This is a genomic window from Bacillus weihaiensis, assembly GCF_001889165.1.
GTDB lineage: Bacteria > Bacillota > Bacilli > Bacillales > Bacillaceae > Metabacillus > Metabacillus weihaiensis.
The window spans coordinates 2,083,369-2,110,231 of the sequence record NZ_CP016020.1 but is presented as its reverse complement, the minus strand read 5'-3'; the positions used below and the strand labels follow the sequence as shown (position 1 = coordinate 2,110,231).

The 26,863-nt window shown below is 35.5% G+C and carries 21 protein-coding genes and 1 other RNA gene; 4 read left to right on the top strand and 18 right to left on the bottom strand.

Features of this window, described 5'->3' with window-relative positions; translation table 11 throughout:
- Positions 1–146 precede the first annotated feature (146 nt).
- Positions 147–980, top strand: coding sequence for a hypothetical protein (locus A9C19_RS10170; RefSeq protein ID WP_072579840.1), 834 nt, complete (start codon positions 147–149; stop codon positions 978–980).
- Between the two features lie 134 nt (positions 981–1,114).
- On the opposite strand, the gene A9C19_RS10165 is transcribed toward A9C19_RS10170, so the two are convergent.
- The 6 genes from A9C19_RS10165 to A9C19_RS10140 all read right to left on the bottom strand — a co-directional run bounded on the left by A9C19_RS10165 (position 1,115) and on the right by A9C19_RS10140 (position 10,417).
- Entirely contained in the window at positions 1,115–3,616 is a 2,502-nt protein-coding gene (locus tag A9C19_RS10165; protein WP_072579839.1) for a DEAD/DEAH box helicase, read from the bottom strand.
- 130 nt (positions 3,617–3,746) lie between these two features.
- Positions 3,747–4,367, bottom strand: a complete 621-nt coding sequence (locus A9C19_RS10160) for an NUDIX hydrolase (RefSeq protein ID WP_072579838.1) — start codon at positions 4,365–4,367, stop codon at positions 3,747–3,749.
- Between the two features lie 505 nt (positions 4,368–4,872).
- Entirely contained in the window at positions 4,873–5,178 is a 306-nt protein-coding gene (locus A9C19_RS10155) for a hypothetical protein (protein ID WP_072579837.1), read from the bottom strand.
- A gap of 377 nt (positions 5,179–5,555) precedes the next feature.
- Positions 5,556–6,383 carry an MBL fold metallo-hydrolase gene (locus A9C19_RS10150; RefSeq protein WP_072579836.1) on the bottom strand — a complete coding sequence of 276 codons (828 nt, stop codon included), beginning with the start codon at positions 6,381–6,383 and terminating at the stop codon, positions 5,556–5,558.
- Between the two features lie 487 nt (positions 6,384–6,870).
- Positions 6,871–8,223: an alanine/glycine:cation symporter family protein gene (locus tag A9C19_RS10145; RefSeq protein ID WP_145925826.1), complete on the bottom strand. Its 1,353-nt coding sequence runs from the start codon at positions 8,221–8,223 to the stop codon at positions 6,871–6,873.
- Positions 8,224–8,752: 529 nt separating this feature from the next.
- Positions 8,753–10,417, bottom strand: a complete 1,665-nt coding sequence (locus A9C19_RS10140; RefSeq protein WP_072579835.1) for a ribonuclease J — start codon at positions 10,415–10,417, stop codon at positions 8,753–8,755.
- Between the two features lie 145 nt (positions 10,418–10,562).
- Between A9C19_RS10140 and A9C19_RS10135 the strand changes: the two genes are divergently transcribed.
- Complete coding sequence (locus A9C19_RS10135; protein ID WP_072579834.1) at positions 10,563–11,321, top strand: SDR family oxidoreductase; 759 nt, start codon at positions 10,563–10,565, stop codon at positions 11,319–11,321.
- A 100-nt stretch (positions 11,322–11,421) separates the two neighbouring features.
- Here A9C19_RS10135 and A9C19_RS10130 read toward each other — a convergent pair whose 3' ends face one another.
- A complete protein-coding gene (locus A9C19_RS10130; protein WP_083584349.1) occupies positions 11,422–11,862 on the bottom strand; it encodes a DUF6376 family protein in 441 nt (146 codons plus the stop codon).
- A gap of 361 nt (positions 11,863–12,223) precedes the next feature.
- Positions 12,224–12,670, bottom strand: a complete 447-nt coding sequence (locus A9C19_RS10125; protein WP_072579832.1) for a hypothetical protein — start codon at positions 12,668–12,670, stop codon at positions 12,224–12,226.
- Between the two features lie 643 nt (positions 12,671–13,313).
- On the opposite strand from A9C19_RS10125, the gene A9C19_RS10120 reads away from it, so the two are divergent.
- A complete protein-coding gene (locus tag A9C19_RS10120) occupies positions 13,314–13,784 on the top strand; it encodes a hypothetical protein (protein ID WP_072579831.1) in 471 nt (156 codons plus the stop codon).
- Positions 13,785–14,237: 453 nt separating this feature from the next.
- Here the strand turns inward: A9C19_RS10120 and A9C19_RS10115 are convergent, their stop codons facing one another.
- The 7 genes from A9C19_RS10115 to A9C19_RS10085 form a co-directional block, all read right to left on the bottom strand.
- Positions 14,238–14,522 carry a hypothetical protein gene (locus A9C19_RS10115; protein ID WP_072579830.1) on the bottom strand — a complete coding sequence of 95 codons (285 nt, stop codon included), beginning with the start codon at positions 14,520–14,522 and terminating at the stop codon, positions 14,238–14,240.
- Between the two features lie 395 nt (positions 14,523–14,917).
- Positions 14,918–15,565, bottom strand: a complete 648-nt coding sequence (locus A9C19_RS10110; RefSeq protein ID WP_072579829.1) for a class D sortase — start codon at positions 15,563–15,565, stop codon at positions 14,918–14,920.
- Positions 15,566–16,732, bottom strand: coding sequence for a processed acidic surface protein (locus A9C19_RS10105; RefSeq protein WP_072579828.1), 1,167 nt, complete (start codon positions 16,730–16,732; stop codon positions 15,566–15,568). It lies immediately after the preceding gene.
- 181 nt (positions 16,733–16,913) lie between these two features.
- Positions 16,914–19,328 carry a heavy metal translocating P-type ATPase gene (locus tag A9C19_RS10100; RefSeq protein WP_072579827.1) on the bottom strand — a complete coding sequence of 805 codons (2,415 nt, stop codon included), beginning with the start codon at positions 19,326–19,328 and terminating at the stop codon, positions 16,914–16,916.
- 639 nt (positions 19,329–19,967) lie between these two features.
- Positions 19,968–20,234: signal recognition particle sRNA large type (gene ffs / locus A9C19_RS10095), an RNA gene on the bottom strand.
- A gap of 510 nt (positions 20,235–20,744) precedes the next feature.
- On the bottom strand, positions 20,745–20,960 hold the full coding sequence (locus tag A9C19_RS10090) for a spore germination protein (RefSeq protein WP_072579826.1): 216 nt from the start codon (positions 20,958–20,960) through the stop codon (positions 20,745–20,747).
- Positions 20,961–21,059: 99 nt separating this feature from the next.
- The gene (locus A9C19_RS10085) at positions 21,060–22,172 is read right to left on the bottom strand and encodes a M20 metallopeptidase family protein (RefSeq protein ID WP_072579825.1); all 1,113 of its coding nucleotides are present in this window, start codon (positions 22,170–22,172) and stop codon (positions 21,060–21,062) included.
- Positions 22,173–22,631: 459 nt separating this feature from the next.
- Here A9C19_RS10085 and A9C19_RS10080 point away from each other — a divergent pair, with 459 nt between their 5' ends.
- On the top strand, positions 22,632–23,255 hold the full coding sequence (locus A9C19_RS10080; protein ID WP_099092758.1) for a cell wall hydrolase: 624 nt from the start codon (positions 22,632–22,634) through the stop codon (positions 23,253–23,255).
- 54 nt (positions 23,256–23,309) lie between these two features.
- Here A9C19_RS10080 and A9C19_RS10075 read toward each other — a convergent pair whose 3' ends face one another.
- The 3 genes from A9C19_RS10075 to A9C19_RS10065 form a co-directional block, all read right to left on the bottom strand.
- Positions 23,310–24,521, bottom strand: coding sequence for a Bcr/CflA family multidrug efflux MFS transporter (locus tag A9C19_RS10075; protein ID WP_072579824.1), 1,212 nt, complete (start codon positions 24,519–24,521; stop codon positions 23,310–23,312).
- Positions 24,522–24,617: 96 nt separating this feature from the next.
- Positions 24,618–24,842 (bottom strand): YdbC family protein, encoded by a 225-nt coding sequence (locus A9C19_RS10070; RefSeq protein WP_072579823.1) that lies wholly within the window; start codon positions 24,840–24,842, stop codon positions 24,618–24,620.
- Between the two features lie 663 nt (positions 24,843–25,505).
- On the bottom strand, positions 25,506–26,549 hold the full coding sequence (locus A9C19_RS10065) for an HD-GYP domain-containing protein (RefSeq protein WP_072579822.1): 1,044 nt from the start codon (positions 26,547–26,549) through the stop codon (positions 25,506–25,508).
- Positions 26,550–26,863 lie beyond the last annotated feature (314 nt).

The window sequence follows — 26,863 nt, the reverse complement described above, 5'->3', positions numbered from 1 at the left end:
ATTATGGAATCAAAAATAGATAATTCGTTGTATTATCTGGATATTTTAAAAAAGATTAGGTGAAAATAACATAAAACTGAAGGAGTATAGGTTCTATTAAAATTTTGTAATCAGTTCAGTTCTACAACAAGTTAGGAGGATACTACTTGTTTATAAAAAGAAAAATAAATAGTCACTCCACGCCGTTCCTTTTGTTGTTATGTATCCACTCTATCATGCTGTACCTTCTTCTAACGAAAAGTAAAATGAAACATAAAAAAATGCTTCTTATAGCGAATATTGGTTTAGCCTATCTTTTTGAATATGTTGTACTAAATTTGCTGCGGGGGTACAGATATCGTCCTAAGTTACTTAAGAAGCCACCATTTGATAACATGCTTGGTGCTATTTTATCTCAAGCAATTTACGTGCCAATTACCGCTACCTTTTTATCAGTATTCAAGAAAAATTGGTACTGGAAAGCATTCTTTATCACCTACTTTTCAATGATTGAGCACTTTTTTATCCATTTAAAAGTGTATACAGTTAATTGGTGGAAGCCGATATACACTATATTTTTCTTACCAATAGCATTCTTCATTAGTGATGGATTAAAGAAAGCGTTAGAAAAAGACAATGACCTTGTGAAGAAATGCATTCATTATTTAGCTATCCTTGTCGTACACGTTACTTGCCTTTACATAAAAGCTGTTAATAAAAAGGTTAAATTTAAGTATGGATTTTTTCATACTTATAAAAAACATTTTCTTCTAGCTCCGATTTATAGTATGTTTCAAGCTGCACTACTTACGATTACATCAGCTAAACAAGGGTTCTACCCTAAAGCAGCGATGCTATGCGCTTCTTTCGTAACAGATGCGATTATATATCATTATGGTTTCGTTAAATTAAAGCTTAAAAGTAAACTTCAACGAATCTTTTTTCATTGCATGATGATCTTTTTTTCTCGTTCCTTTTATCTCTCCCTATGGAGAAATTGAGAACTATCAAAAAAAGTGTGAGCTGATACTATCTTGATGCTCGTAAGCAATGTTGACTCTCATATTCAAAAAAAAGCCCATGAAGCTAAATAATAGCTTTTCATGAGGCTTTTGTAGGTAAGGATGATTATAAATTAGCGTGGTTGTACTTTTCTTCGATCCTGTCGTTCAAAGTAACAATCATTGCAAACAGTAAATTTAAAGCTTGGATGTAGACTTTTACCACAGTTCTTGCAGGTCTTCTTCGCAATTTGGACTCCAGATTTTAATTTTTCATGTATGCTGTCACTTAGGTTTTCTCGTATTCTTTCCCAGTAATGCGCTTCTGTGTTCCTTCCAAGCTTGTATAAAAATAATAAGTGGAGACCAATTGATTTATAGGATAATTCAAGTTCTTCTAATGTTCCTTCTTTTATCACTGGATCTGGAAGCTCATTGCCATCAATAATCGCTTCTAGCTTCTTCTTCCATTGATTACGAAGGGTTGGTTCGTTCGAAGAAAATGGAAGATGTAAAAATCCATATAGGTCTGGGACTGAAAGTTTTGCTTCAATCATCGTATCCTCAACCATTTCATACAGGAGCTTTTCTTCTGCTAAAGAAGCTTTCTTAGTGCCATGTGGGCTTTTGAACAAATCCCATAAGTAAAAGAATAACCCTAGTTTTCTGGAGTATTTTTGGAACCTTTCTAATATTGACGGTGTCGGAGCAATAGCAAACCCGTGAAGTGGTTCATCCTCTTGTTCCAAAAGGCGAGTCATTGTTTTGACATTATGAGTGAATGCCACTTTTCCAATATTGTAAATTCCACGTCTACCTGCACGTCCAGCAATTTGCTTTACTTCCTGAGAACGTAAATACCGTCTTCTTGTTCCATCAAATTTGTCATTTTCTAAGAAAACAATTCTTCGGATAGGTAAATTTAATCCCATCCCAATGGCATCTGTTGCAACGATAACTGTCGTTTCTCCATTGATAAACCGCTGCATTTGTTTCTTTCTAGTTTCTGGCGGCATACTACCATAAATCATGCTTACTTGACGACCCGTTCTTTGAAGTTCAGATGCTGTTTCTAGAACACGCTTTCGAGAAAAACAAACAAGCGCGTCTCCTTTTTTCGTTTGGTTTAAACGGAAAAAATTTGGTTCAACCTCTAATGGAATATCTCGATAATATTCATGAATTTCAATATTAGTGTCTCCTAATAACTCCAAGATCATCGGCTGTGCATTAAAGCTACAAATAATATGAACCTCTTTTGCGTTAGCCTTGGTCATTGCTTTATACCACGAAAATCCTCGGTCTTTGTCAGCAATCATTTGAGATTCATCTATAACGACTACTTCATAAGAATCCTTTTCACGAAACATTTCGACTGTGCATGAAATGTGCTGGGCACCTTCTACTATTTTTTCCTCTTCTCCTGTTTTTAAGGAACAAGCAATTCCCTCTTCATTTAGTCGTTCATATATTTCTAAAGCGAGTAAACGCAATGGAGCTAAATAAATACCACTGTTAGCTTGCTTCATTTTTTCAATGGCCTGAAACGTTTTTCCTGTATTTGTTTCGCCCACGTGAAGAATATATTGAATGCTTCGCGCCTTTGAAGGACTATATTCTCTACCAAAAATATCTTCAATCATTCTTGCTTCTTCTTCTTTACGTCTCTTTAACGCCTCAAGTTCTTCCGTTGCTCGACGTTCACGTAAAGCTAAATCTTTTTCGAAAATCTCCTGATGAACCTCTAAATCAAATGGTATATCAATTAATTTCGTTAAGTCGGTTACGTATTCTTCTAATAAATCTTCAAAAAATTCTCCACATAACCCTAAAAACGGATCATACGCAATTTCCTTTATTAACGAAATTGGTAAAGTTTCTTGAAAAGCTTGGTAATAATCATCAAAGATATGTGGTGAAAGGTGCTCCATAAGCCAATTTGGTCCAAAATCTAGTAAATAATTTGAAATGTAGCCCTCATACTTTTCTGTTACATCTTCATATTGATGTCGGTTGTATACAGCTTCTCCTTCAACCTCAATAAATTCCTGAAAGGAGCAATAATCTTTGTCTAAAATGATTCCTTTTTGCTCGATGTCAATCGCAAGCTGTGAACCAATCAAATAACGAACATAAAGATAAAGCTCTTCATAATGATCGCCAAAAAGCTGATCTATATAATATTCAAGCTTAAGAATGAACTTCTTTCGTTTCTCTCGTTCTTCTAATAAGCGCACGCGTTCTTTATAGCCTTGCCTTGCTTCTTCATATTTCTGCTTCCAAATTTGTTCTTGTCCAATATAAAGAGAATTAAGCCATTCGATTACGTGAAAGGGCTCCACATCTCTGATTTCATTGCGAAACATTTGATTAACCGTTTTCTTACTAAGCCCTTCTAACTCAAAGCCAAGTTGGGTTAAATAATCTCGTTTTTCGTTGTTAGAAGCATGACTTCCAACTGTATTCAGCCAGGAATTTAACCAGAGCTGGTTGATAAATACACCACGTTCACGAATATATTGTTCATAGGTTGGTAATTCTTCCTGCTTTTCAAAATATTTAAACATGTCTGCTAAGACAGAGGATTTTGTACGTTCTATTGCATTGTTGTAATGGTTAGCTAGAATTTCGTTCATTTCATTTCTCCTCTTGGGCTAAAAATGCATTATTACTTAGTCTATTATCTATTTCTATATTCATGTATGTAGATACTGGGTGACGCATTACATGTAATGAAAATAATTTGATTAGGGAAATGTATAACCTTTACCTGTGCTTCATAACGTCTATAAAATGACTTAATATTCTAGCGGTTAATCCCCATATAACTTTATCCTCGTAAAGATAAAAGTACTCATCAATTTGTCTCGTTCTCCAATTATAATTCTTTCCACCCGGTATTAATTCAAAAGGAAACGATGGCTCAGGTTCTAATTTGGAGTGAACTTTATAAATTTTAGGTTCATTTTTATGGAAGTATGAAAGAGGAACAGTGAAAATCTCTTTTACCTCTGATTGATTAGGCTGTACGCTTTCCAAGTCAGTCAAAAAGCCAACATAAGGATAGACAATCATGCCGAATGGAGAAAGGAGAAAATCTAAAGGATAAACATCTTCAATCATTGTGGAAGCAATTCCTAATTCTTCTGACGTTTCTCTAATTGCTGCAAATTTTTCAGATTTGTCTTCTGCGTCTATTTTACCTCCTGGAAAACATATTTCTCCAGGCTGTCTTCTTAAATTATCCGCCCTTATTTCAAAAAGAATATGTACTGAACCATTTACATGTAGTAAAGGCACTAAAACCGAATACTTAGAAAATTGTTCATGACCTAAAAAGCTCGGAGTATGTTGTTTTATTTTAGCTAGGATTTCCTTATTATTCATTATATCACCTCTTACTAGCTTTCTTTCACTATAGCAAAAGGACTAGAAAATTGCTTGTAGAACGTTTGAAAAAATTTGAGACGTAATGATTGTTCTATCTATAGGAATTAGAAGAGGCTGGAATATAAGTGTTTTTAGTTAATGAGAAACCCGAACGATCAGGTGATATTTCAATGGAAATCTCCCCTATCGTTCGGGTTTTATTCTTTGTCACTACATATATTGTTTATGCATGCGATTGGTTAATCGCTAGTGTACTGGAGCGAAAAGACACTTGACTCCAGCGCGAGGTAAAGGAAAGGATGAGAGACCCCACAGGCGTGCCAAGGAGGCTAAAGCTTCCTCCCTAGGAAAAAGCTGTTCATTTTTCCCCGCGGAAAGCAAGTGGATGTAGCGGAATGGAACGTACTTGTTCTTCCACCACAACATATTTATAAGGATCTACGTGTCAAACGAAAATCGTTCGTCTTTTAAAAAATGATTGAGTTTTGACCCAACCTAAAGGTTAATTTGTTGGCTTATTTGTATTCTTTGGTGAAATTTCATTTGAAAACTCGGCTAACCCCATAGCTAAGTCTGGTTTTTTTAGCATTTCCTCTATATTAAAGAGATTTCTCTGTTGCTGCTTATTTGACTCTGATTTGCTGATTTTCTTACTACGTCCCATTGTAACGCTAGCAATCCCAATTCCCAATCCTAGAACAGAACCCCAGAAAAATGATTGGTTCTTCTGTTGCTTTTTGCCGAGGACTTTCGCTAACGCTTGTTTTCCAGCATTCGTGTTTAACAATGATAGAATAAAGTTATACATGAAAATCCCCCTTATGATTGGTTAAGAAAGTAATGAACCCTTTCTGTTCATTATTTTTCACGGAATGAATGTATGTATTCTTGTTAGAATATGGGTGGGTTATTTTCATTCTTTCCACTATAATGCTGACTGAATGAGATTTCTCTATGCTATGACCGAATTAGCATGAATATTGCTTGAAGTACATGATAAAAATAAAAAAGAATAAACTTAAACGTACAAGAATGGTTTAGCTAATCAGATTGAAATTCACTTCATTCTGTTGTTGATTTAGCTGTTAGATGATGGAATGACGAATTTGAAGTAGGACTCATAGAGGTATGCTACCTTATGAGTCCTATAGTTATGAATGAATACTCACTCATTATATTCGTTTATTATACATGAGCATTTGAATATTCTCCGTCGATGACCGACTGTATAATATGTTTAGAATCAAATTCTCCAGATGAAAAAAACATAATCGGATAGTTTTTTGGAAACAAGGTTTTCTTTATTTCCTCTGGACTTTTGCCTTCTTTATAGTATTTTAGAATGTAACCCTGAATTTCGAGTAAATAGTTCAGTTTATTTCTTAGACTCGTTCTTCCTTCTTTGAGATAGCCTGCATGATTACAAAATACTTCTTTAAAGTCATAGGATAACACTTTTTGTAAGGAGTCAATGATTTGTGGCACACTTTCTTCTTTTAGGATCACTTTCGTTTTTTCTAAGCAATACAAATCACCAGAAAATAGCTGGCCTGTATCTTTGTTAAGGTAAGCTAGGTGATCAATTGAGTGTCCTGGAGTTTGGATAACATGCCAAGTGGAATTGGATGATTTAAAGGATTCACTAGTTGGTTGTGCCGTGAAAGGTTTACGTCTCCCCCAGAAAAGCTGACGATACAAAGGGTAATTTGGATTTTTCGTACAAATATTCAGCATCTTACTATCCATATAGAGTGGTACCCTCATTTCTTCTTGGAGGTAAGCAGCGCAGCCTGTATGATCTTCATGAAAGTGTGTAATCATGACTTTATTAATTTTTAGTTGTTGAAAAAATGAGATGAAGCTCTTTTCAAGTGATCTTGCCCCTGTATCAATTAATACCCCATCTGTAAAAAAGCTATAGACATTTAAATGTACACCTTGGAATTGAATAGATCCATTTCCCATTTGAACACCACTAATCGTACTTTGTTCAAATTTCTTTTTCCTGAGCATGTGTTCGCCCCTCTTTATTTTAATGGATAGATATTATAGTGAAATTATAACAATTAGGATTGAGAAAGTATATTAAAGCTTTGGAGAAATGTTTGTCGTATAACGGATGGAGTATGCATAAGCGCGGTAAGAGCCAAAACTGATAGCTAAGCTTGCCTATATGCTATATAAAGCTACAAAAAAAGGAAGATAATTTCCTATATCTTAGGTTAGAGATATGAAAATATACAGTTTTTACTTTATTAAACGTAGGTCTTTTAACAAAAATGACAAAATGTAATCTCTTCTCTTTCATATGTAAAGGGGTTTACATCAATGATGTTGTTCAAATGATTGAACATTTCTCATTTTTAAAATGGATTACGGATCTATCGAATTACTTCTACATTAGTTGGGAAGTTTAAGAACTTGACTAAAGGAAATCGAAGAAACCTAGTGTTCCACCCGACATTTTGTGATAAATATCGGGTGGTGACAGGTACCCGTTTTAATCCCAGAGATCTACGTTCTTAAGGTCTTTGATGCTTGATTTTTGGAATACTGGGTTTTTACCTTGTTTTCTTTGTTTTATATAGTCGTCAAGCGCAGCGACGGCGATTTTCCCTATTAGCGCGATAGCAATTAGATTGAAGATCGCCATAATTCCCATTAGTAGGTCTGCTAGGTTCCATACAAATTTAAGGGAAGCTAATGATCCGAATGCAACCATAACCACTACTGCTACGCGATATACATTTAACCATATTTTGTTAGATTGAATAAACTCAATATTTGACTCCCCATAATAGTAATTACCAACGATTGAACTGAAGGCAAATAATAAGACGATTACAGATAGGAAGATTCCAGCCCATGATCCTAAAGATGTCTCTAGAGCTGTTTGAGTAAGTACAATTCCATCTTGCTCTTTCGATGTATATAAGCCTGATAATAAAATGATAAAGGCAGTTGAACTACAAATAACAAGAGTATCTACAAAAACACCTAGAGATTGGATAAGGCCCTGCTTTACAGGATGACTAACATCTGCAGCAGCAGCGGCATTAGGAGCACTACCCATACCGGCTTCATTTGAAAATAACCCACGCTTAATTCCATTCATCATCGCAGCACCTAACGTACCACCTGCAACCTCGCTATATCCAAAAGCACTCTTAACTATGAGTGCAATGACACCTGGTAATTCCGTGATATTCGTTATCATAATAAATAAAGCAATTAATATATATGCTCCAGCCATAATAGGTACGACGATTTCAGATACCTTAGCTACTCTTTTAATACCGCCAAATATAATAATACCTGTTACAACTGAAAGAATAATAGCCATGACGATTTTATTCACACCAAAAGAAGCATGGAACGCACTCGTAATCGTATTAGCTTGAACAGAATTAAAAGCTAAACCAAATGTTAAAGTAATAATAACCGCAAAAGCAACCCCCATCCAACGAGCGTTTAGAGCCTTTGACATGTAATAAGCTGGCCCACCTCTAAATGTGTCCCCATCTTTCACTTTATAGATCTGAGCTAAAGTACTCTCAATAAATGCTGATGCAGAGCCAATTAATGCAATTAACCACATCCAAAATACTGCACCAGGCCCTCCTACTGTAATAGCAATAGCTACCCCAGCTAAGTTACCAGTTCCTACACGGGAAGCGGTACTAATGCAAAATGCCTGAAAGGAGGAAATCCCTTTCTTGTTTGATTTTGTCCCCTCACCTAATAAACGGAACATTTCCCCGATCATTTTAAACTGAACAAATTTTGTGAAAAAAGTAAAATAAAGGCCAACTCCAATTAATAAGACAATTAATATGTAAGACCACATATACATGTTAGCTTTACCGAGTAAAAAATTAATTAATTCCAAACCCAATCATCCTTTCTATGTTAGTAAATATAACATCTACGTTATCCTAACACATAAATATGGTATTCTTAAATGTTTGGTAAATTTTAAATTGATCTAAAATTCAGCTTTATCATTTGAGATAAAGTTCAAGGTAAGTAAATGGCCTTAATTAGTTATTGTACTGTTGTTCTTTAATCATTGTTAATTGAAGTGGAAGACAGGAGAATCTCGTCCTACTCTAGAAAGAATTTTTTTTAGCGGGTATTTCTCATTTTTTACTAATCATCCCAAAGAAAGTAAATGCCTGTAAGGGAAATCGACAACTACGTCTTAAAGAGGTTAAATGAAAGAAAAAGAGCATATAATATATGCCCTTTTCTAGTAATTCCAATAATTCAGTTGCAATCTGTATTAATAAAGGTTGTAAAAAAATTTCCGTTCTAGTTTCAGACCAGTAATTAGTGGTCATGTTCTAGTAAGAGGACTTCTATAGTAATTCATTAACGACAATTTATACTTCAATGACAATCGGTAAAATCATTGGTTTTTTACGTGTTTCTGCAAATACTTGCTGTCCCACTGTTTTTCTTAGTTTTTGTTTCATTGTGTTCCAAGAAAATTTGTCAGTCGTATCAAGATCACTAATGGTTTTCTTTACAAGCTGATTTATTTTGCGTATTAATTCATTGGCTTCACGTTGATCAACAAAGCCACGGGAAATAGTATCTGGAGGTGAAATTAATTTCCGCTCTCTTTTACTAATGGTAATTACTACAACAAGCATACCATCTTCAGATAATTGTTTTCGGTCTCTCATAATGAGATCGCCTACATCTTCAAATCCAATCCCATCAATATACGTACTATCAACTGGAATACTTCTTGTTTGATTTGCTATTGCATTCTCAAGGTCGACAACGTCACCGTTTTTCAACAGAAATGTATGTCCTTTTTCCACTCCAACGGATTCTGCTAGCAAACGATGATGATGGAGCATACGGTATTCTCCGTGTATCGGTATAAAATATTTTGGTTTCATTAGGGTGAGCATGAGTTTAAGATCTTCTTGATAGCCGTGGCCGGACACATGCATTCCTTTTCCGGAACCATAAATGACCTTTGCTCCTAATTCGTAAAACTGATCAATAATCTGAGTGACATTTTTCTCATTCCCTGGAATAGGACCTGCGGCTAGAATAATTGTGTCTTCAGGTAGAACCGTGACTCCACGGAAATTACCAGTTGAGAGTCTTGCGAGAGCTGCCATTGGTTCACCTTGGCTTCCAGTACATAAAACACAAATTCTCTCAGGTGGTAACTCATCCATTACATGTTGATCTATTAACATATTTTCTGGGACATTCAAATATCCTCTTTCTATCGCAACATCTACAACATTCACCATGCTCCTTCCGAGTAAAACTAGTTTCCGATTTGTCAGCTTTGCAGCGTCAACTACCTGTTGTACACGATAAATATTTGATGCAAAGGTTGAGATGAAGATTTTTCCTGTAGCGTGTTTGAATGCTGCCTCTATATTATGCCCCACCATTTCCTCAGAAGGTGATGCACCCGATCGTTCTGCATTAGTACTTTCGGATAAAAGCAGTAGGACTCCTTCTTCCCCAATCTTGGCCATCTTATGAAGATCCGAATGATCATTGTTCATTGGTGTGAGATCGAATTTAAAGTCTCCACTATGTACAATGACTCCTTGTGATGTGTGGAATACAACGCCAATACAGTCAGGTATACTGTGGTTGACTTTAAAAAATTCAACGGTCATTTCATCAAAATTTAGCTCTGATTTAGAATCTATTTCGATTAACTGTGTTTCACGTAACAATTTATGTTCAGTTAATTTTAATTCTATTAAGCCAAGCGTAAAGCGTGTTGCATAGACTGGCACGTTTACTTTTTTTAAGAAGAAAGGGATCCCTCCTATGTGATCCTCATGTCCATGTGTAATAATGAGCGCTTTGACTTTTTCCTTCTTTTCTTCGAGATAGTTTATGTCTGGTATAATAAGGTCAATACCTAACAAGCTTTCATCTGGAAATTTATTTCCGCAATCAATCACAATGATGGAATTGGCATCTTCAATTGCATACATGTTCTTTCCGATTTCATGTAACCCACCTAATGCAAATACGGATATCTCATTTCTAGCAGTCACTTTTACACTCTCCTACCGTTTGTTTTACATATAGTATGGTCAATTTGTTTTCATTTCATAGGTTCTATCTTCTATTAAGATGAAAATGCGTTGATTTCTTATTGTATTCGTTTACAATAAAGATGATAGTAGAAGGAGGAATAGTATGAATTCATTAAATGGAAAAATAGCACTTGTCACAGGAGGCTCTCGTGGTCTCGGGAAGAAAATTAGCTTAAGCTTAGCAAATGCTGGTGCTACTGTGTGTGTGAATTATGCGAATAATCAACAAGCGGCGGTAGAAACTATAGAGATGATTCGTTCAAATGGTGGAAAAGCAATGATGGTGAAAGCAGATATTACAAGTGAAATTGACGTGAAAAAAATGATAGAAGAAATACAAGAAACATGTGGAGGGTCTGTTGACATTGTTGTCAATAATGCGACTGGGCCACAACCGGAGCTATCAATTGAAGAAAGTACATGGGAGGATTATTTAGATCAGCTTCATTTCTTTGTCAAAGCACCACTTCTCATCACGAAAGAGGTACTTCCAAGTATGAAGGAAAAAGGAAGCGGTCGAATTATCTTGATTGGAAGTGAAGTTATTCAAATAGGAAATCCTAACTTTGCAAATTATGTTTCAGCTAAATCTGCTCAGCTCGGACTAACCCGTTCGTATGCTAATGAGCTTGGTCCTCATGGGATAACGGTTAATCTTGTGAATCCAGGTTTTATACCTGTAGAACGACATAATCATCTTGATCAGGAGGTTATTGATGGATATCGCAATCAGGTACCTCTTCGTAAAATGGGTGAGCCTGAAGATATTGGTCATACCGTTGCCTTTATTGCTTCAGAAGAAGCAAGATATATTACAGGTCAATCAATTTCAGTGAATGGTGGAAATACCTTCGGAGTATAAAAGGATCATAGTCTACTATTTCCCACAAAAAAGAAGATCACCTGTTTTTTTGTGGGAAATAGATTTTTAATTCTATCAATCGCAATCCTTCCTTCTCATTTTACTGCCCAAATTCTCTCAATAAATCCAATGTTTTGCTGATTTCTTGTAAGGATTGTATAAGTTCATTTTCTTCTATTGCCGTTATATCAAGGGTTCCATTCTCAACCATTTCCAAATACGAATCAATATTCTTTAATGCCGCATTATTGTATTCAACAATTTGTTGATGAACATCCGCTGCCATGTCTGGTGCTTGAAGGGAATTAAATTCTTCCATGTCTTCTTTCATTTCCACTAATTTAGTTTCTAACTCCATACGTGCTTGCTCATCTGTGACTGCCTGTTCTGTTAGTGTCGGAATTTCTTGCGTGAATATGCTCACTTCTTCTACAAATTCAGTTGCTTCTGCCACGTAATTAACACCATTGCTAACCTCTTCAACTAAAGAACAACCTGCTAACAGAAATATGGCAAAAAAAAAAACCATTATCTTTTTCATCTCAATCCCCCCATTTCGTTTCTAGTTTACATACGTATTATCGAGTGAAATAGTTTCAAATCTTCTGCATTTTTTAAAGAGCCTTAATTCACTCAAGAGACTTTATTGAAAATTTGAGATCAAGCAGTTGTTTGAAAATACAGGAATTATAGTTTATTTCTTATGAATATGAAATGTGTCCCGTAAAGTGACAGGAGGTTTTTAAGTTTTCTTTTTCGTTATTTTTCTATACAAACCTGAAAAAATAGGTAGAATGAATACGATTATTATAAGTGTGAGAAGGATTAGTCCTCTAGGATCTTGTTTACCTTGTTCTATATAAAATTCTCCATTCGGTAATTTTACCTTTCCTGTTAAAATCTCATTTTTCCTGAGAATAAAGTTCTTCTACATTTTCAATGAGTATTTCTTTTAACTGATTTAACTCTTCATTAGAACGTTTTTTATCACTTACATCCTTGTATATACTTATGAAGTTTCCAAATACATTATCTTCCTTATAAACAAAACCAGTACTTCCTGATTTCTCAAGGTATTGTCTAATATCTTTTGCATTAAGACTATCTGTATATGTTAAATCTTCCGTAAATATTTGATATGTTGTTGTACCTGCTGTTGTTTCCTGATCATTTATTTTTTTGGCTGATAAGTAGACAAGATTAATAATTGTACCTTCACCATTTTTTTGCCAATTTATATTTAGTAGAACCTTTCGCTCTATTAAATCTTCTGCTGCCGCGCTTTCAATTGGCACTGTATATATAAGCTGAATAAAAAGAGATACTATAATAATTACTATTTTTTTCAATTAACTAACACTACCTTCTAAAATTTTTTTATTTACAGTTATTTTAAAGAAACACAGACCTACAGAATATCAGATACCTTTTAAATTTTTGCTAATTTCGTAAACTTGTGGCTATTTATCAAGTGACCAGTTGGTTGAATTCGGCTCCAACTACTAGGAGCGTGGTGGGCAGTAAGACTCCCGGCGTAAACGCCTGTGGGGCCTGACCTGTACCACTCCTACGCACTTCCCTTCATTCAACCTTAAGTCGTTTTCGTTCATAGAACCTATTTATAAGGCGACAATTTCCTTGAAAAAAGCTCAATTTTAAATCTTAAGCAGCTAGTCGCTGATTTAACATGGCATTGATACGATCTACGAAAAAATCCGTACCCAATACGACATCTTTCTTTAATCGCTTACTAGGTCTCTAATAAATGGAATCTTCCCTATAATATCGATAGCTGAAAAAATAGCTTCAAAAATTGAAATCTATTATACCTGTATTTTAATGACTAGAATCATTTAGCTAAGCTTTTAAGATGAATCTGTTATCTATTTAAGTAGCCGGACTTCACTTTAGCAACTAGTGCTTTCCATATTTATTGCACAATTTCTCCCCCTCTGCATATACTAGTACATCTACCGATCAAGAGGTGATAGGATGAGACGGTGGTTGAAGGCGTTGATTTTGGTGTATTTGTCGGTTTTGTTTTTTGGAAGTTTTTTAGCGATTGGGGCTTTGTGGGTAGGGGCTTTTGAGGGAATGTTCCCGTTTATTTCAGAGGTAGAGATTTTTCTGTATTATTTTTTTGCGGGGTCCATTGGTGGTTCTCTGCGTCACTTATATATGTTTTGTTCTCATTACATGAACAATAAGTTAAATGTGTATCGAGAATGGATTATGTACATTTTCTATCCTATTTTCGCAACGGGGACTGCAGTCATTGCTGTTACACTCATTCAGAGTGGGTTCTTTTTAGTTGAATTTAGTGAATTTGAAAATGCTCCATATGGTCAAATAAGTATTGCTTTTTTTGTAGGATTTGGCTTTAATCGCTTTTTAAATAAATTAAATGTGTTTTCAAAAAAAATGTTTCAGACTGATCAACATTCGCAACAAAATGGTACATGAAGGCTCTGCTCTTATAAAAAATGTGCTCAGAATAGAATTCTTTCTGAGCCTGTACATAGATACGTTTGTCACACTACTTCTTAGTGAATGAATTACCTATAGAATCTGGTGCTTTTATGATGCTAATCTTAAGCAGTGATATAATAAACAAGGTAGTCGGTCCAGTGTACAATGGTCTAATAAGTAATCGCTTTGTTTCTCTAAAATAAGTAAACGTGTCGTTTTTTTCTATTTTGTGCCTATTCTGAACGTTTAATTTTCTCTAAGTAAACACCAAAAAAGATACTTAAAATGCCTTTGAATTATAATAGAAGTAGCTTGCGACAATAAGCGTATCATGATTGCTTTTATTAGAAGAAAGCTAGAACGTGGTCTATTAGATACTGAACTAATGAAGCAAGCTTAAACATGAAAACCTAAAGTAACTATTATCTAAATCACGTCAATAATGAATTATTTTTTATTTTTAAGATCTAGAAGAATAGGTACAATATTTAATAAGATAGAAACGATTGTTAATATCCATAATGCTTTTTCCATCGTTGGTACAACATCCAATAAAGCAGCCCAATCTTCGGCCTTTACCCAATCTGATACTAAGCTATATTCTGCACAGAGTGTCAATGCAGTAAGAGATAATCCAAGTGCCATAGCAAGTTTATAATCTTTTCCTGTTATATACAAAAAAAGATTTATAAATGTTACTAGTATGGCCAAAAGTCCAACTATTATCCACATGATGACGCCACCTCCACTATGTATTTTAAATAGATAATCGTATAGAATCAATTTCATAATTGCTTATTGTAAAGAAACACAGAGCTACAGAATGTTAGATACCTTTTAATTTTTGCTCTGCCTCATGAATAGACCGAACGATGGAATGTACGCACTAGATGCCAAGAGACATGGGAGGGTACGTCATCATACCATAAGATTCGCAGAGATCCAATGTGCTTCACATAAGCATGATAGAGTTAATGATTTCCAATTAGCTCTAGCGAAGCGTAACCCTCCCCTTAGTAAGATATTATTTTATTTTAAATTAGCAATAGGAAATTACTAGTAATCTACTATAGCAAAGTCTTAGGGTACTCATGTATGTGCTAATTTTGTTTCCTTGGGTGTTCCTTTCATTCATTTGAGGAAGAGACTAAATCAGCAATGAGAATATATCGTTCGGGTGATGCGCCTATAAAATCAAAAGGGTAACATGTAGAAACAGTTAAAGTAGCTTTTGGTTTAGGGACAATGACTGTGCGATCATCACTGTCGACAATTCGAACCTTTTTTACTTTGTACGTAAATTCACCAGCCTCTGTTTTGACAATTAGAAGGTCACCTTTGCCCACTTCACCTAGATTGCGAAAGACAGTGTCGCGGTGACCTGATAGAACGGAATTATCGTTTTCACCAGGTAAAACACTTCCGGCGTAATGTCCAACACCCTTCGCTAGTTCTTCTTCATTTGTGCCGTGAAAGATCGGTAGGCTTGCCTTAAGTTTTGGAATAAAAAGCTCACCGATATTCTCACCTAGTTCTGGACGTTTGTTGTATAAACTCCCTTGTTCTTTTTCTTTCAGTTCAGGTGGTTTTTCTAAGGGAACTCCTTGCCATTCCTCAACTTCTGTTTGCTTCACTTTGAAAAGGAGATAGCCTTTTAGAAATGTATAAGCATTTGTACTGCTAAACCATATACCGAATAAGATAAAGACAATTGATAAAGAAAGAAGAAGCAAACGTGTAGGACGTTTGCTCCCTCTCTTTCGACGAGATCCCATTTAGTTAGTGCCTCTTACTTTGAATTTTCGGAATAGAAGGAATCCTCCCATTACAAATCCAATACCTATTAGAGTATTCAAAGGGTAGTTGGAAGCTGTTTTAGGGAGTTTCCCACCTTTAACGGTTTGGATGTGCTCCTTTGTTACAACTGGCTTCGTCGTTACAATTTCCTTTGCCTCTATAATATCTCTACCCGTTTCTTGGATAATGTCAGAGCCTACCATTTCTGCTGTGAATAAAATATCTGCTAGAAATTGACCACTTGTTGAATATAATTCAATAAGAAGATCGTAGCCATTTGTCGTATCCATCGTTAAGAGTGTATCGAATGTAATAGGCTTCTTTTCACCATCTTTTACAAGATAGTATTTCGTGTCTAAATGTAATAAATCTAGTAGGTCATCGAAAATATCCAAGAGTTCAGCAATTTGTTCAGCAGTTAACTCTTCTGCGCTTTCAAATTCTTCAAATTGAATCATTCGCTCACTTAATTCTAATAATTTATCTAGAGAGGCTGGATCTTCGAAATCAAGAGTTTCTAAGTGAGTAAAGATGGCTTCTATTTCCTGCTCTGTAAGGCCAATTTGATCGAATAGGTCATATATTTCTTCAAAATCTATCTCGCCAACATTCATGTAAAAGTCAAGCGCTAAATCAAGGTCTTCAATAAACTCGTAGTTTTCGATTGAATCATCATAAGAGTTTAAAAAGGCTTCTAGCTGATCAACTGTATCAAACTCATAGTAGTCAAGTAGTTCTTGTAAATTTGTATCATTTATTGGCGTCCCAATGTAAAAATCAATACTATCAATCAATTCTTCAGAAAATATAAGATATGTTCCGTCTAATACATCTTCTCCTATTTCAATATCTCCATTTTCGATAAGAAGCTCATTTAATTCTTCACGTGATAAGTTATACTCAGCGAGGACTGATTGAACCGCTTCTTCTGTAAGTGGTGTACCTAATTGGTCGATAGAATCAAAATCTTCTAAAGTCCACTCCTTACTAGAAAGATAATCAATATAGGCTTGTTTTTCCCAATTAATCGAGGCTAAAAATTTGTCAAGATTAGGATCATTCTGTTCAACGGCAAAACTAAAGCCCGGTAAAGCTGTCAAACTCAAAACAAAAACTAGAATTCCTGTGAGAATTGATTTTTTCATCCCATTGTGCCTCCACTATCCAAATATAATTACTAGATTATTATACTTCCTTTGAAGGCAAGATGGGTATCTTTTATTTACATTTTTTGAAATTTTTTTCTATTATTTTACGTTTTTCTACAAAGAAGCTTATTCTATCCTCAATAACTTATAGCTTGAATGGATATTTATTCATTTCTTATCATTTGATTCTTTGTAAACGTAGAGCATTTAAGACAACAGATACGGAGCTAAAGGCCATGGCTGCTCCCGCTAACCAAGGTGCTAAAAATCCTAATGCTGCAATTGGGATGCCTAGTGAGTTGTAGGCAAAAGCCCAAAATAGATTTTGTTTTATGTTTGTCATTGTTTTTTTGCTCATGATAATAGCATCAGCAATACTGTTTAGATCTCCTCGAATTAAGGTAATATCTGCTGCTTCAATTGCAACGTCTGTTCCTGTGCCAATTGCCATTCCAATGTCAGCCATTGCTAATGCAGGTGCATCATTTATCCCGTCACCAACCATAGCAACCACTTTACCGGATTGCTGTAGTTTTTTGATCTCATCTGCTTTTCCTGCTGGCAGAATTTCTGAGATAACAGTATCAATCCCTGCTTCAAGTGCGATTGTTTTTGCCGTTCGTTCATTGTCACCAGTGATCATTATTACCTCTAGGCCCATATCCTTTAAACGTTGAATGGCAGATTTTGAGGTTTCTTTGATTGTATCTGCCACAGCGATCAAACCAACATTTTCCCCATTAATGCTAATGAGCATCGCTGTTTTTCCTTCATCTTCAAGCTGCTCCATTGTAGGGAGTGCCTGATCAATGCTAATCTTTCGTTGGTGCATTAAGTTTCTCGTGCCAGCTACTATTTCTTGGCCATGTACCTTAGCGACAATACCATAACCAGGAATAGCTTCGAATTCTTCGGCTTCACCGATCTTAATACCACGTTCTTTAATTCCTGTAACAATACTTTGAGCAAGTGGATGCTCCGATTGCTTTTCCGCTGATCCTACGATTTTTAAAAATTGTTTCTCGTCAACATGGGATAAGGTTATGATATTTGTTAATACAGGCGTTCCATTTGTTACCGTGCCGGTTTTATCTAATAGTATGGTAGTAACTTTATGCGTTCCTTCAAGATGTTCTCCACCTCTGAAAAGCACACCAATCTCTGCAGCTCGACCTGAGCCAGCCATAATGGAAGTTGGTGTTGCTAGCCCTAATGCACAAGGGCAAGCAATAACGAGAACAGCAATTAATTTCTCTAAAGCTTCCGCGAAGTCTCCAGGTGTGACAAGTAATATCCATATGATAAAGGTTAAACATGCGATTCCTACAACGATTGGGACAAAGATACCAGAAATTTGGTCCGCTAGTCGTTGAATGGGTGCTTTAGATCCTTGAGCTTCTTCCACTACTTTTATAATTTGTGAAAGAGCCGTGTCACGTCCGACCTTTATAGCTTGAATCTTAATAAATCCATTTTTATTAAGAGTTGCCCCAATGACATTGTCTCCCACTGTTTTATCAACAGGGACACTTTCTCCTGTTAACATCGATTCATCTAGTGCAGTTCGACCTTCTAAGATCTTTCCGTCAACAGGTATCTTTTCACCTGGCTTCACAACTAAAAGGTCACCAACCATAACATCTTCTAAAAGAATTTCCTGTTCATCTCCGTTACGTATAACAGTTGCTGTTTTAGCCTGTAATCCCATCAGTTTTTTTATGGCTTCAGAGGAACGACCTTTTGCTCGACTTTCAAATAGTTTTCCTAAGATAATTAAGGTAATTAACACAGCACTTGTTTCATAATAGAGCTCCACCATTTGCTCTTTACTATCCATAGAAAAAATCGTTAAATAAAGGCTATAAAAATATGCTGCTGATGTTCCTAACGCAACTAATACATCCATATTAGCGCTTTTATTTCGTAATGCTTTATATGCACCTATATAAAATTGCCTTCCTACTATAAACTGAACAGGTGTTGCAAGTGCAAGCTGTACCCATGGGTTCATAAACATTTCGGGTAAATAAATAAATGAAGTAAAGCTAAAGTGACTGACCATGGCCCATAGTAGTGGAAACGTAAGAATGAGAGATAAAATAAATTTAGCTTTCTGCTTCTCAAGATCTTTCGATTTAATGGATTCTAGCTCTCCTACTTTTTCTTGTTTAAGAGTTGCTTTGTACCCTAGTTTTTCAACGCGTTGTAGCATCTCCTTCAAGCCTATTTGTGAGGGGATGTACTCAACTGTTGCCGTTTCTAACGTTAAGTTTACTGAGGCTTTGGTTACACCTTCAAGTTTATTTAATCCCTTTTCAACACGAGTTGAACAGGCTGCGCAGGTCATACCAAAAATAGTAAGCTCAGCCTTTTCACTTAAAACCTCATACCCTAACTCTTTAATTTTTCCCTCAACCTGCTGTACATTTGCGATACTTGGGTCATATGTCACCGTTGTTATCTCTAATGCAAAATTCACATTTACTTCCTGTACGCCATTTACATTTTTTAATCCCTTTTCAATTTGATTTGCACATGAGGCACATGTCATTCCTTTGATTGGAAGAATAGTTTCTTTAAGTACTTGATTCATATAATCTCCTCCATACCCCTTATAGGTATAAAACCTTTAAAAATGAAACGTGCAGTATGAACAGCACGTTTCAATAGTAGTTGTAAGTTCATTTATAAACGGATTTTCCATTGTTACCCCTTTTAAGATGTTGTCTTTTTGTATTATTTCATGTTTAGTTACAGAGATACAAATTATTCGTTTATAAAGCTAGTGTTTTCCTTAATTTTTATGTTACCATACCCCTGTACCCTATACAAGTAATAAAGCTATGTTATATATACTTATTGATTTCCTTTACTGTTTCGCTTTCCGTATGAAGCTTACGGCTTTTTCAAAAACAAGTCTCATAATGACCAGCAGCCTCATTTTTCCATTCTTCTCCAGCAGTAGCTTCCTACCTTCTACTCTAATTAGCTAATTAGCAAAGAGTAAAAATCAACAAAAAAAATTAAAACAGTTTGAATTTAAAGGGAAACCATGTAGGCAATGAATGATAAAGGAATTATAGTTGTTAACGCTCTATGTAGGAAATAGGTAAAAAAGCAAATAAAAAACAGAATTGAATCAACCTTCAATCCTGCTTTTATCTGCTTTTATTAGGGTGCTTACTTTTTGTGTAACAAGAATGGAAGGTGACAGGCACCTAACTATGTAAAACCGTGCACCTTTTATTGTTATGGTCACATAAGTGCTACTTATGCAGCTAGCTCGATCAGGGCTACCCTGCGGCACACAGAATGTTCTATTTATGGCTGCTCCCTTCCAGGCCTGACCCGTTCATAGAATTCTGTTCCCGCGGACCCCGATGGTCAACACTGCTCTCATAAGGCGAACCTTACATAAACCATACCGCTAAAAAGGAATTTGATCCTGCTAAGGCGGGTTGCAGGTTATAGGGCACCGCCAGCTCCCCATCTAGCACGGTATGTATTTAAAATGTATGCTGCTATGTGTAATGTTTAAACCAGTCTTAATATGTTTAATGGGTAACAACTGGTGTACAACAACTATAGCATAGTAAAACTAAGAACGGGACATGTAAATTATGGAGGATCTTTCCCTACATGCTTGAGGCGGAAGAACAAGTCCGTTCCATTCCGTTGCATCCACTTGCTTTCCGCGGGGGAAAATGAACTGCTTTTTCCTAGGGAGGAAGCTTTAGCCTCACGAATACGCCTGTGGGGTCTCACCCTTTCCTCTACCTCCTGCTGGAGTCAAGTGTCTTTTCGCTCCATTACACTAGCGATTAATAATCGAATGCATAAACAATACATGTAGTGACAAAGAATAAAAACCGAACAATATCGGAGATTTCCATTGAACTATCACCCGATAGTTCGGCTTTCTCATTAACTAAAAACACTTATGTCCCAGCCTCTTCCACTATGGTTCTCAAGCATTTTCATCTTTTGTCTCGTATACAAAGGCTAAAGGTCATACCTCGATCACATTTTGATCAACAACGGTCGGTTCTGTTCCATTTGTTACACTACTTCCGTTCGTAATAAATTGACCATCACCAATCCCTCCACCACCTGCTCCTGAAATGGATTTACTTAGTTCTTTCGGTGAGATGGTATGAACATCGCCAAAATTAATAACCCCTCCACTGACTTCTTTAATAATCACTTTTCCAATAATACACGCCATATTGTTCTCCCTTCTATACTTTCTATTTTTATATGTAAGAAAGGTCAAGCTGTATAGGGTAAATGCTTACTATTTAGATAAATGATAGAAGTAACCAACTTATTCGAGGAGTCCTTTAAACATTTCAACAGAAGTCTCAAGGATATGATCATTAAAGTCATATTCTTTTGTGTGAATTTGAGGGTACTCAATCCCGTTCCCTATATAAAAAATAGCCCCCTTTGTTTTCTTTACATAATGCCCAAAATCCTCAGAAGCTTTAAACGCATTCTTCATTTCAACTAAAGGAATTTTTTTCTTCATGCAAACTGTTCTGATTTTATCAGAGCTTTCTTTATGATTTACTGTCTCAGGAAACATATCGTTATAAGAAATCATAAGCTTAAGTCCATATGCTTTAGCTAGACGTTCAGCGAGCTGTTTAATATTTTGTTGTAGGATTTGTAGCTCGTTCTCATATAATGCACGTAATGTTAGAAGAAGTTCTCCCTTACTTGCTGCAATCCCGAACGCCTTTTCACCAATATTGACATGGATGACTGTACATACAACGTCTCCCTTATTGTTTTCAGGTGCGCTGAAAGTACCGATTGAGTTAATGATTTGTGCAAAAGCATAGGCTGGATTTTTTCCATTTTCAGGCTGACTGGCATGAGCTGGCTCTCCCTCTAGCGTAATAATCATACCTTTAGAAGCGAAATGCGCTGTTCCATCTATTATATATACAGCATTTTCTTCCATATCACTCATGTTATGATAAGCGTAAATCTCATCTATTCCATGTTCATCAAGCATCGTTACACATTCTGCAGCTCCTTCTCCTATCTCTTCTGCGTGTTGAAAAAGAAAGTAAACATTTTCCTTAGCACCTTTTTGATCTACTTCAAGCGCAAGTCCACAAAGAGAAGCTGTATGACCATCGTGTCCACATTTGTGAGAAACACCAGGAAACTGTGAAGCATAAGGAAGATTTATCGTTTCGTCGATCGGCAAAGCATCAAAATCTGCACGGAAGGCAATGTTTTTCCGATTTTCACCAGCATGGTATATGGCATAGAACCATTTCCCTTTATCAACAAGAGTGAGTTTAGTTTGTGAAGCAAGAAAATTCATAACATGCTGTTTTGTCCATTCTTCTTCATTTGAAAGCTCAGGGTGTTGATGTAATTCATGGCGTAACGTTTTTATTAATTCTAAGTTTTTTATCTCCACTAGACCTCATCCCTTATCATTAATTTTTTCTATTCTCCTTTACAGCCTGCAACTAATAGGAAAATCATAACGTGTTCGGACAGAGTCCATATCACGATTTGACAACCTATATAACAGGATTTTGTCGTTCAAACAATCTTATTTCCCTATGTAAGCTGGTCATACTGATTACAACTCTTCTATTAATAGCTAATTTATCCCATTTGATTTTAAGGTTTTTTTGTAACAAAAAATTGATATGTAAAAATAATTTCTTCTAAAAGTGCAGCTTTATACAGCAATCTACTTAGTCAATATTATGAAGCTTATTATATAACAATATACTAAAAATCTAAAAAGATACTAGGTTCTCCTGCTCTTGTAACATCTGTGTAATGTAACTGTAACACTAAACTGTTTTTTTCATTCATAGGAATAGGACAAGAGTTCAAAAAACAATTATTAAACCAGGAGGTCAAGATGATAAAAAAACTAACGATTGTACTAACCTTCCTTGTTACTCTGTTTATGGCTGTTCCTTCCTTTGCGTATACGGTGCAAAAAGGAGATACGATGTCAGAAATTGCTGCACAAAATGGCTTATCATTATCTGAATTAGCAAACGCTAATCCTCAAGTGAAGAATGTAAACCTTATTTATGTGGGACAAGAAATACATATAGCGAAGAAAAAGAATGTAAAAACAACTACCGTTGAGAAAACAAAGACCGAATCAAATACAAATATTTCGGATTCAGATTTTGATTTATTAGCAAGAATTGTACGAGCTGAAGCGCAATCGGAGCCTTTTGAAGGGAAGGTTGCTGTTGCAGATGTTGTGTTAAACCGTGTAGAAAGTCCAAAATTTCCAAATACAATCGAAAAAGTAATTTATCAAAAAGGACAATTTCAACCTGTATCCAACGGACAAATTCATAAGGCTGCAGATCAAGAATCTGTTAAAGCTGTTGAAGCAGCGTTAACGAATATGAGACATATTACAAAAGGATCCCTTTTCTTTTATAATCCGAAAATTGCCACAAGTCGTTGGTTAGATTCAAGAGAAACAACGGTCGTCATTGGTCAGCATGTATTTAAGTATTAATCAAACAAAAAAACCTACTCCAAAGATGGAATAGGCGAAAAGAATGCTTATCTGCTAATTTGTTTGGGGTATAGTCGTTTCTGTTTTTCGTGCTAGTAGAAAATAGGACAAAAACGCTAAAAAGCTAGCAGAGAATATAACAATTCCCATTGGAATGGCATTATCTTCCCCTGCAATCCCAACTAGTGGAGCTGTTAGGGAACCTAAAACGAATGGTAATAGCCCTAATAAGGCAGATGCACTTCCTGCGATATGTCCTTGTGTTTCAATCGCTAAGGCAAACGAAGTTGTTGAGATCATACCTATAGAAGCTACTAGAAAGAAAATAGGTATTGCTACGGCTAGCAAAGGTGCATGAAATAAAAGGGAAATGAGTAAGACAATGCCCGCAGAATTTGAAAGAATCAATCCAATCTTTAGAAACGTTTTTTCAGGGATATAATCATTTAGTCGGCCGACTGATTGTGTACCGATAATTAGTGCAAGCCCATTAACGCCAAATAAGAAGCTAAACGCCTGTGGTGATACTCCGTAGATATTTTGATAGACGAATGGAATACCAGATACATAGGCAAAGATACCAGCTATCATAAATCCTTGTGTGAGTGCATAACCCGCAAATTGTCGATCTTTAATTAGAGTACCGAAATTACTTAGAACTTGTTTGAAATTACTTGGAATCCGTTTATCCTGTGGTAGTGTTTCCTCTAGTCTCCAAAATACTAAAAGAAATAATGATAAGCCAACAATCGACAGGACCAGAAAAACGCCTGACCAGCTTGTAAATGCTAAAATCCCCCCTCCCACTAATGGGGCAACAATGGGGCCAAGGTTCCCAACGAGCATTAATAAAGCGAAAAATTTTGTTAGTTCTTTTCCGCTATAAACATCTCGAACCACAGCGCGTGAGATGACAATTCCTCCTGCAGCTGCGAACCCTTGAATGAAGCGTGAAGCTATAAATGTATAAATGTTCGGAGCAATAGCACATGTGATGGATGCAAGTAAGTATAAAATTAAAAAGGTTAAAAGAGGTTTTCTCCGCCCTTGAACATCGCTCATAGGTCCAATAATTAATTGACCTATCCCTAATCCTAATAAACATGTGGTTAAACTTATTTGGACAAGTGAAGCATTTGTGTGATAATCCTCTACAATCGTTGGAAAAGAAGGTAAGTACATATCAATGGTAAAAGGTCCTAAAAGACCTAATGTCCCTAGAAGCAACCCTAACTGCAAACGTTTTTTTCCGGTTAATTGATTCAACGATAATCAAGCCCTTCTGTCTTATACTTATGCTGTAACGTTCTATTAACACCTTTTGAACATCATGTAATTTAAAGGCTTTTACATACGAATTATTCAAGAAACATCTATATGATGTAATAATTTTTTTAGTTCTACCATTTCTTCCTTAGAAAAAGTAATCCCCTTCCCCATTTTTTCATGAGTTACATCCCAATCACGAATATCAAATTTTGGTTCGCGGTCATTCCAGCTGATTAAGTTAACTTCCTTTCTCCATCCTTTTGAGCCTTCAGACAGAGTACCAATGTGCCTGACGATTTCATATTTAATATTTGCCATCTTTGTCATCTCCTATTAATTTTATCCCTAAACACTATACCACCTTCAAAAAAGATAACCAAATATTTAAATTTCTTTTTTACATGAGGATCTGTATGGTAAACGGTGATTTCAGAGTTTCAGACATGCTTTTTTCCGCTTACGGTCCTGGACCCATCTTGATGTAATTGCTTTTCTTATCTTCAATGCACACTTCTCTTGCATAAGTATGTTTAGTTTTTATCCTAAAAACTACTGAGCAAAAAAATCACAAAATAAATCGCCGTACAACTCCGTATAAAAACTATGCTATAATGTGAGACCTTCTGAATTATTTTCAAAATAATAATGAGTAAAATGATAAAGAGTAGGATAAGACGCGGGTGGTAGACATTTTGAAGCTAAACAGAGTGGGATTAAATATATAATCATACATTTTCACTTACTTTAGAATGATTGGTTTATCGCAGCTATTTTAGGATATCTGTTTAAACTAGATAGTGATCGATAGATTTTATCTTAATGATCTTCTTTAAAGCTTCTTATTAAAAGGCTCTGTAAACTTAGTGATGATTTCCGTAACCATGGGAGATCCATGAGGCTTTTACTTCCATCATCACTCAAGATAAACACAGCCAATCAAAAACAAACAGTCTAAAAGAAGATATTTGCTAATTAAATTCTTTAGGTTGTAGTAGCTACCTCTTCTTCGATGTTTACGATTTTAAGCGTACTCTGTTTACGTAAATCAATATAATCTTCGTCACCTATTTGAACTAAAGGTTGGTGTGGTTCATTTTCATGAATGAACACAATAGTTGCCAGAGAACTGTCACTTAATGTCACTTGTTTATGTAGTTGTTGTCTCATTAAGAAGCGAATAAATGGGATCACAACGGCAGGGTTTAATGAATTCCCTTCCGCCTCATTAATTAGTTCGTACATGCACTCAAAATCTTCTTTTTGATTCATATAGGGGTTATTACACATTGCATTAAAACAATCCGCTACAGAAATGATTTGAATGTATAAAGAAACTTCGTCGAGCTTTTTGCCACGTGGATAGCCTGCTCCGTTAATTCTTTCATGATGAAGAAGTGCTGCCTCAGCAACAAGATTATCAAGCTCATTCTGACTTCTTAATAATAAGTAGCCAAGCTTTGTATGATCTTTTACAGACTGATATTCTTGTTCAGTTAACTTTTCGTTTTTTTCGACAATGTCTTTATAATGAATCATACCTAAGTCGTGAAATAGTCCCATTTCTGCAAGTAATAAACAATCTTTTTTTGCATACCCTAGTATTTTTCCAATCATAGCAGAAAGTATCCCAACATTTAGACTATGCTGATAAAGGTAATTTTCCTTTGGTCCTGTTTGTTGAATCACCTTCATAATTTCTAAATCTTGTAACGCTGTAGTAACCAATTGATAAAATGGTGGTAAGATATTGTCAAAGTTCACCTTTTCCTTTGCAATGATTTGTTGGAAAGTCTCTTTAATTATTGTAATCATATCCCGATATTGTTCAGCTGTAACAGGCTCTTCTTTCTTTTTCTCCTGTTTAATAAGGATCTTTTCACCAAACTTGTATTTATGTAGTAATAAAATGTGGTTTTCATTCAAGGTAATTCCTTTTTTTAATAGTAAAATACCTTGTTCAGAATAAATATCTTCCTGTAATTCACTGCCCACTAAATCAAATGAAATAAATTCGTTTCCATTCATTATGTCTTGCCCCCTGCTATTAAATAGATGATTAGGATCCAGATATTGTTCATTTACCAATTATATGTAAGCTATCATTATCCCTTTTTGTAATTGGATAGCTATCACCTATATCGGCGTTTTATGTATTAATTTTTACTAGATTGAAGAAAGATAGTTTTTACCTTCTATACTGAAAAATGATGGTTAGGGAATGTTCGAATAAAGAAAATCACTTCCTAATTTTAACACACTCCTTGACATATTTTTTTACTGAGAACTAAATAGAGGCTAATTATCGACTTTTTTTTGAAATGTAAAAAACCACTTTATGT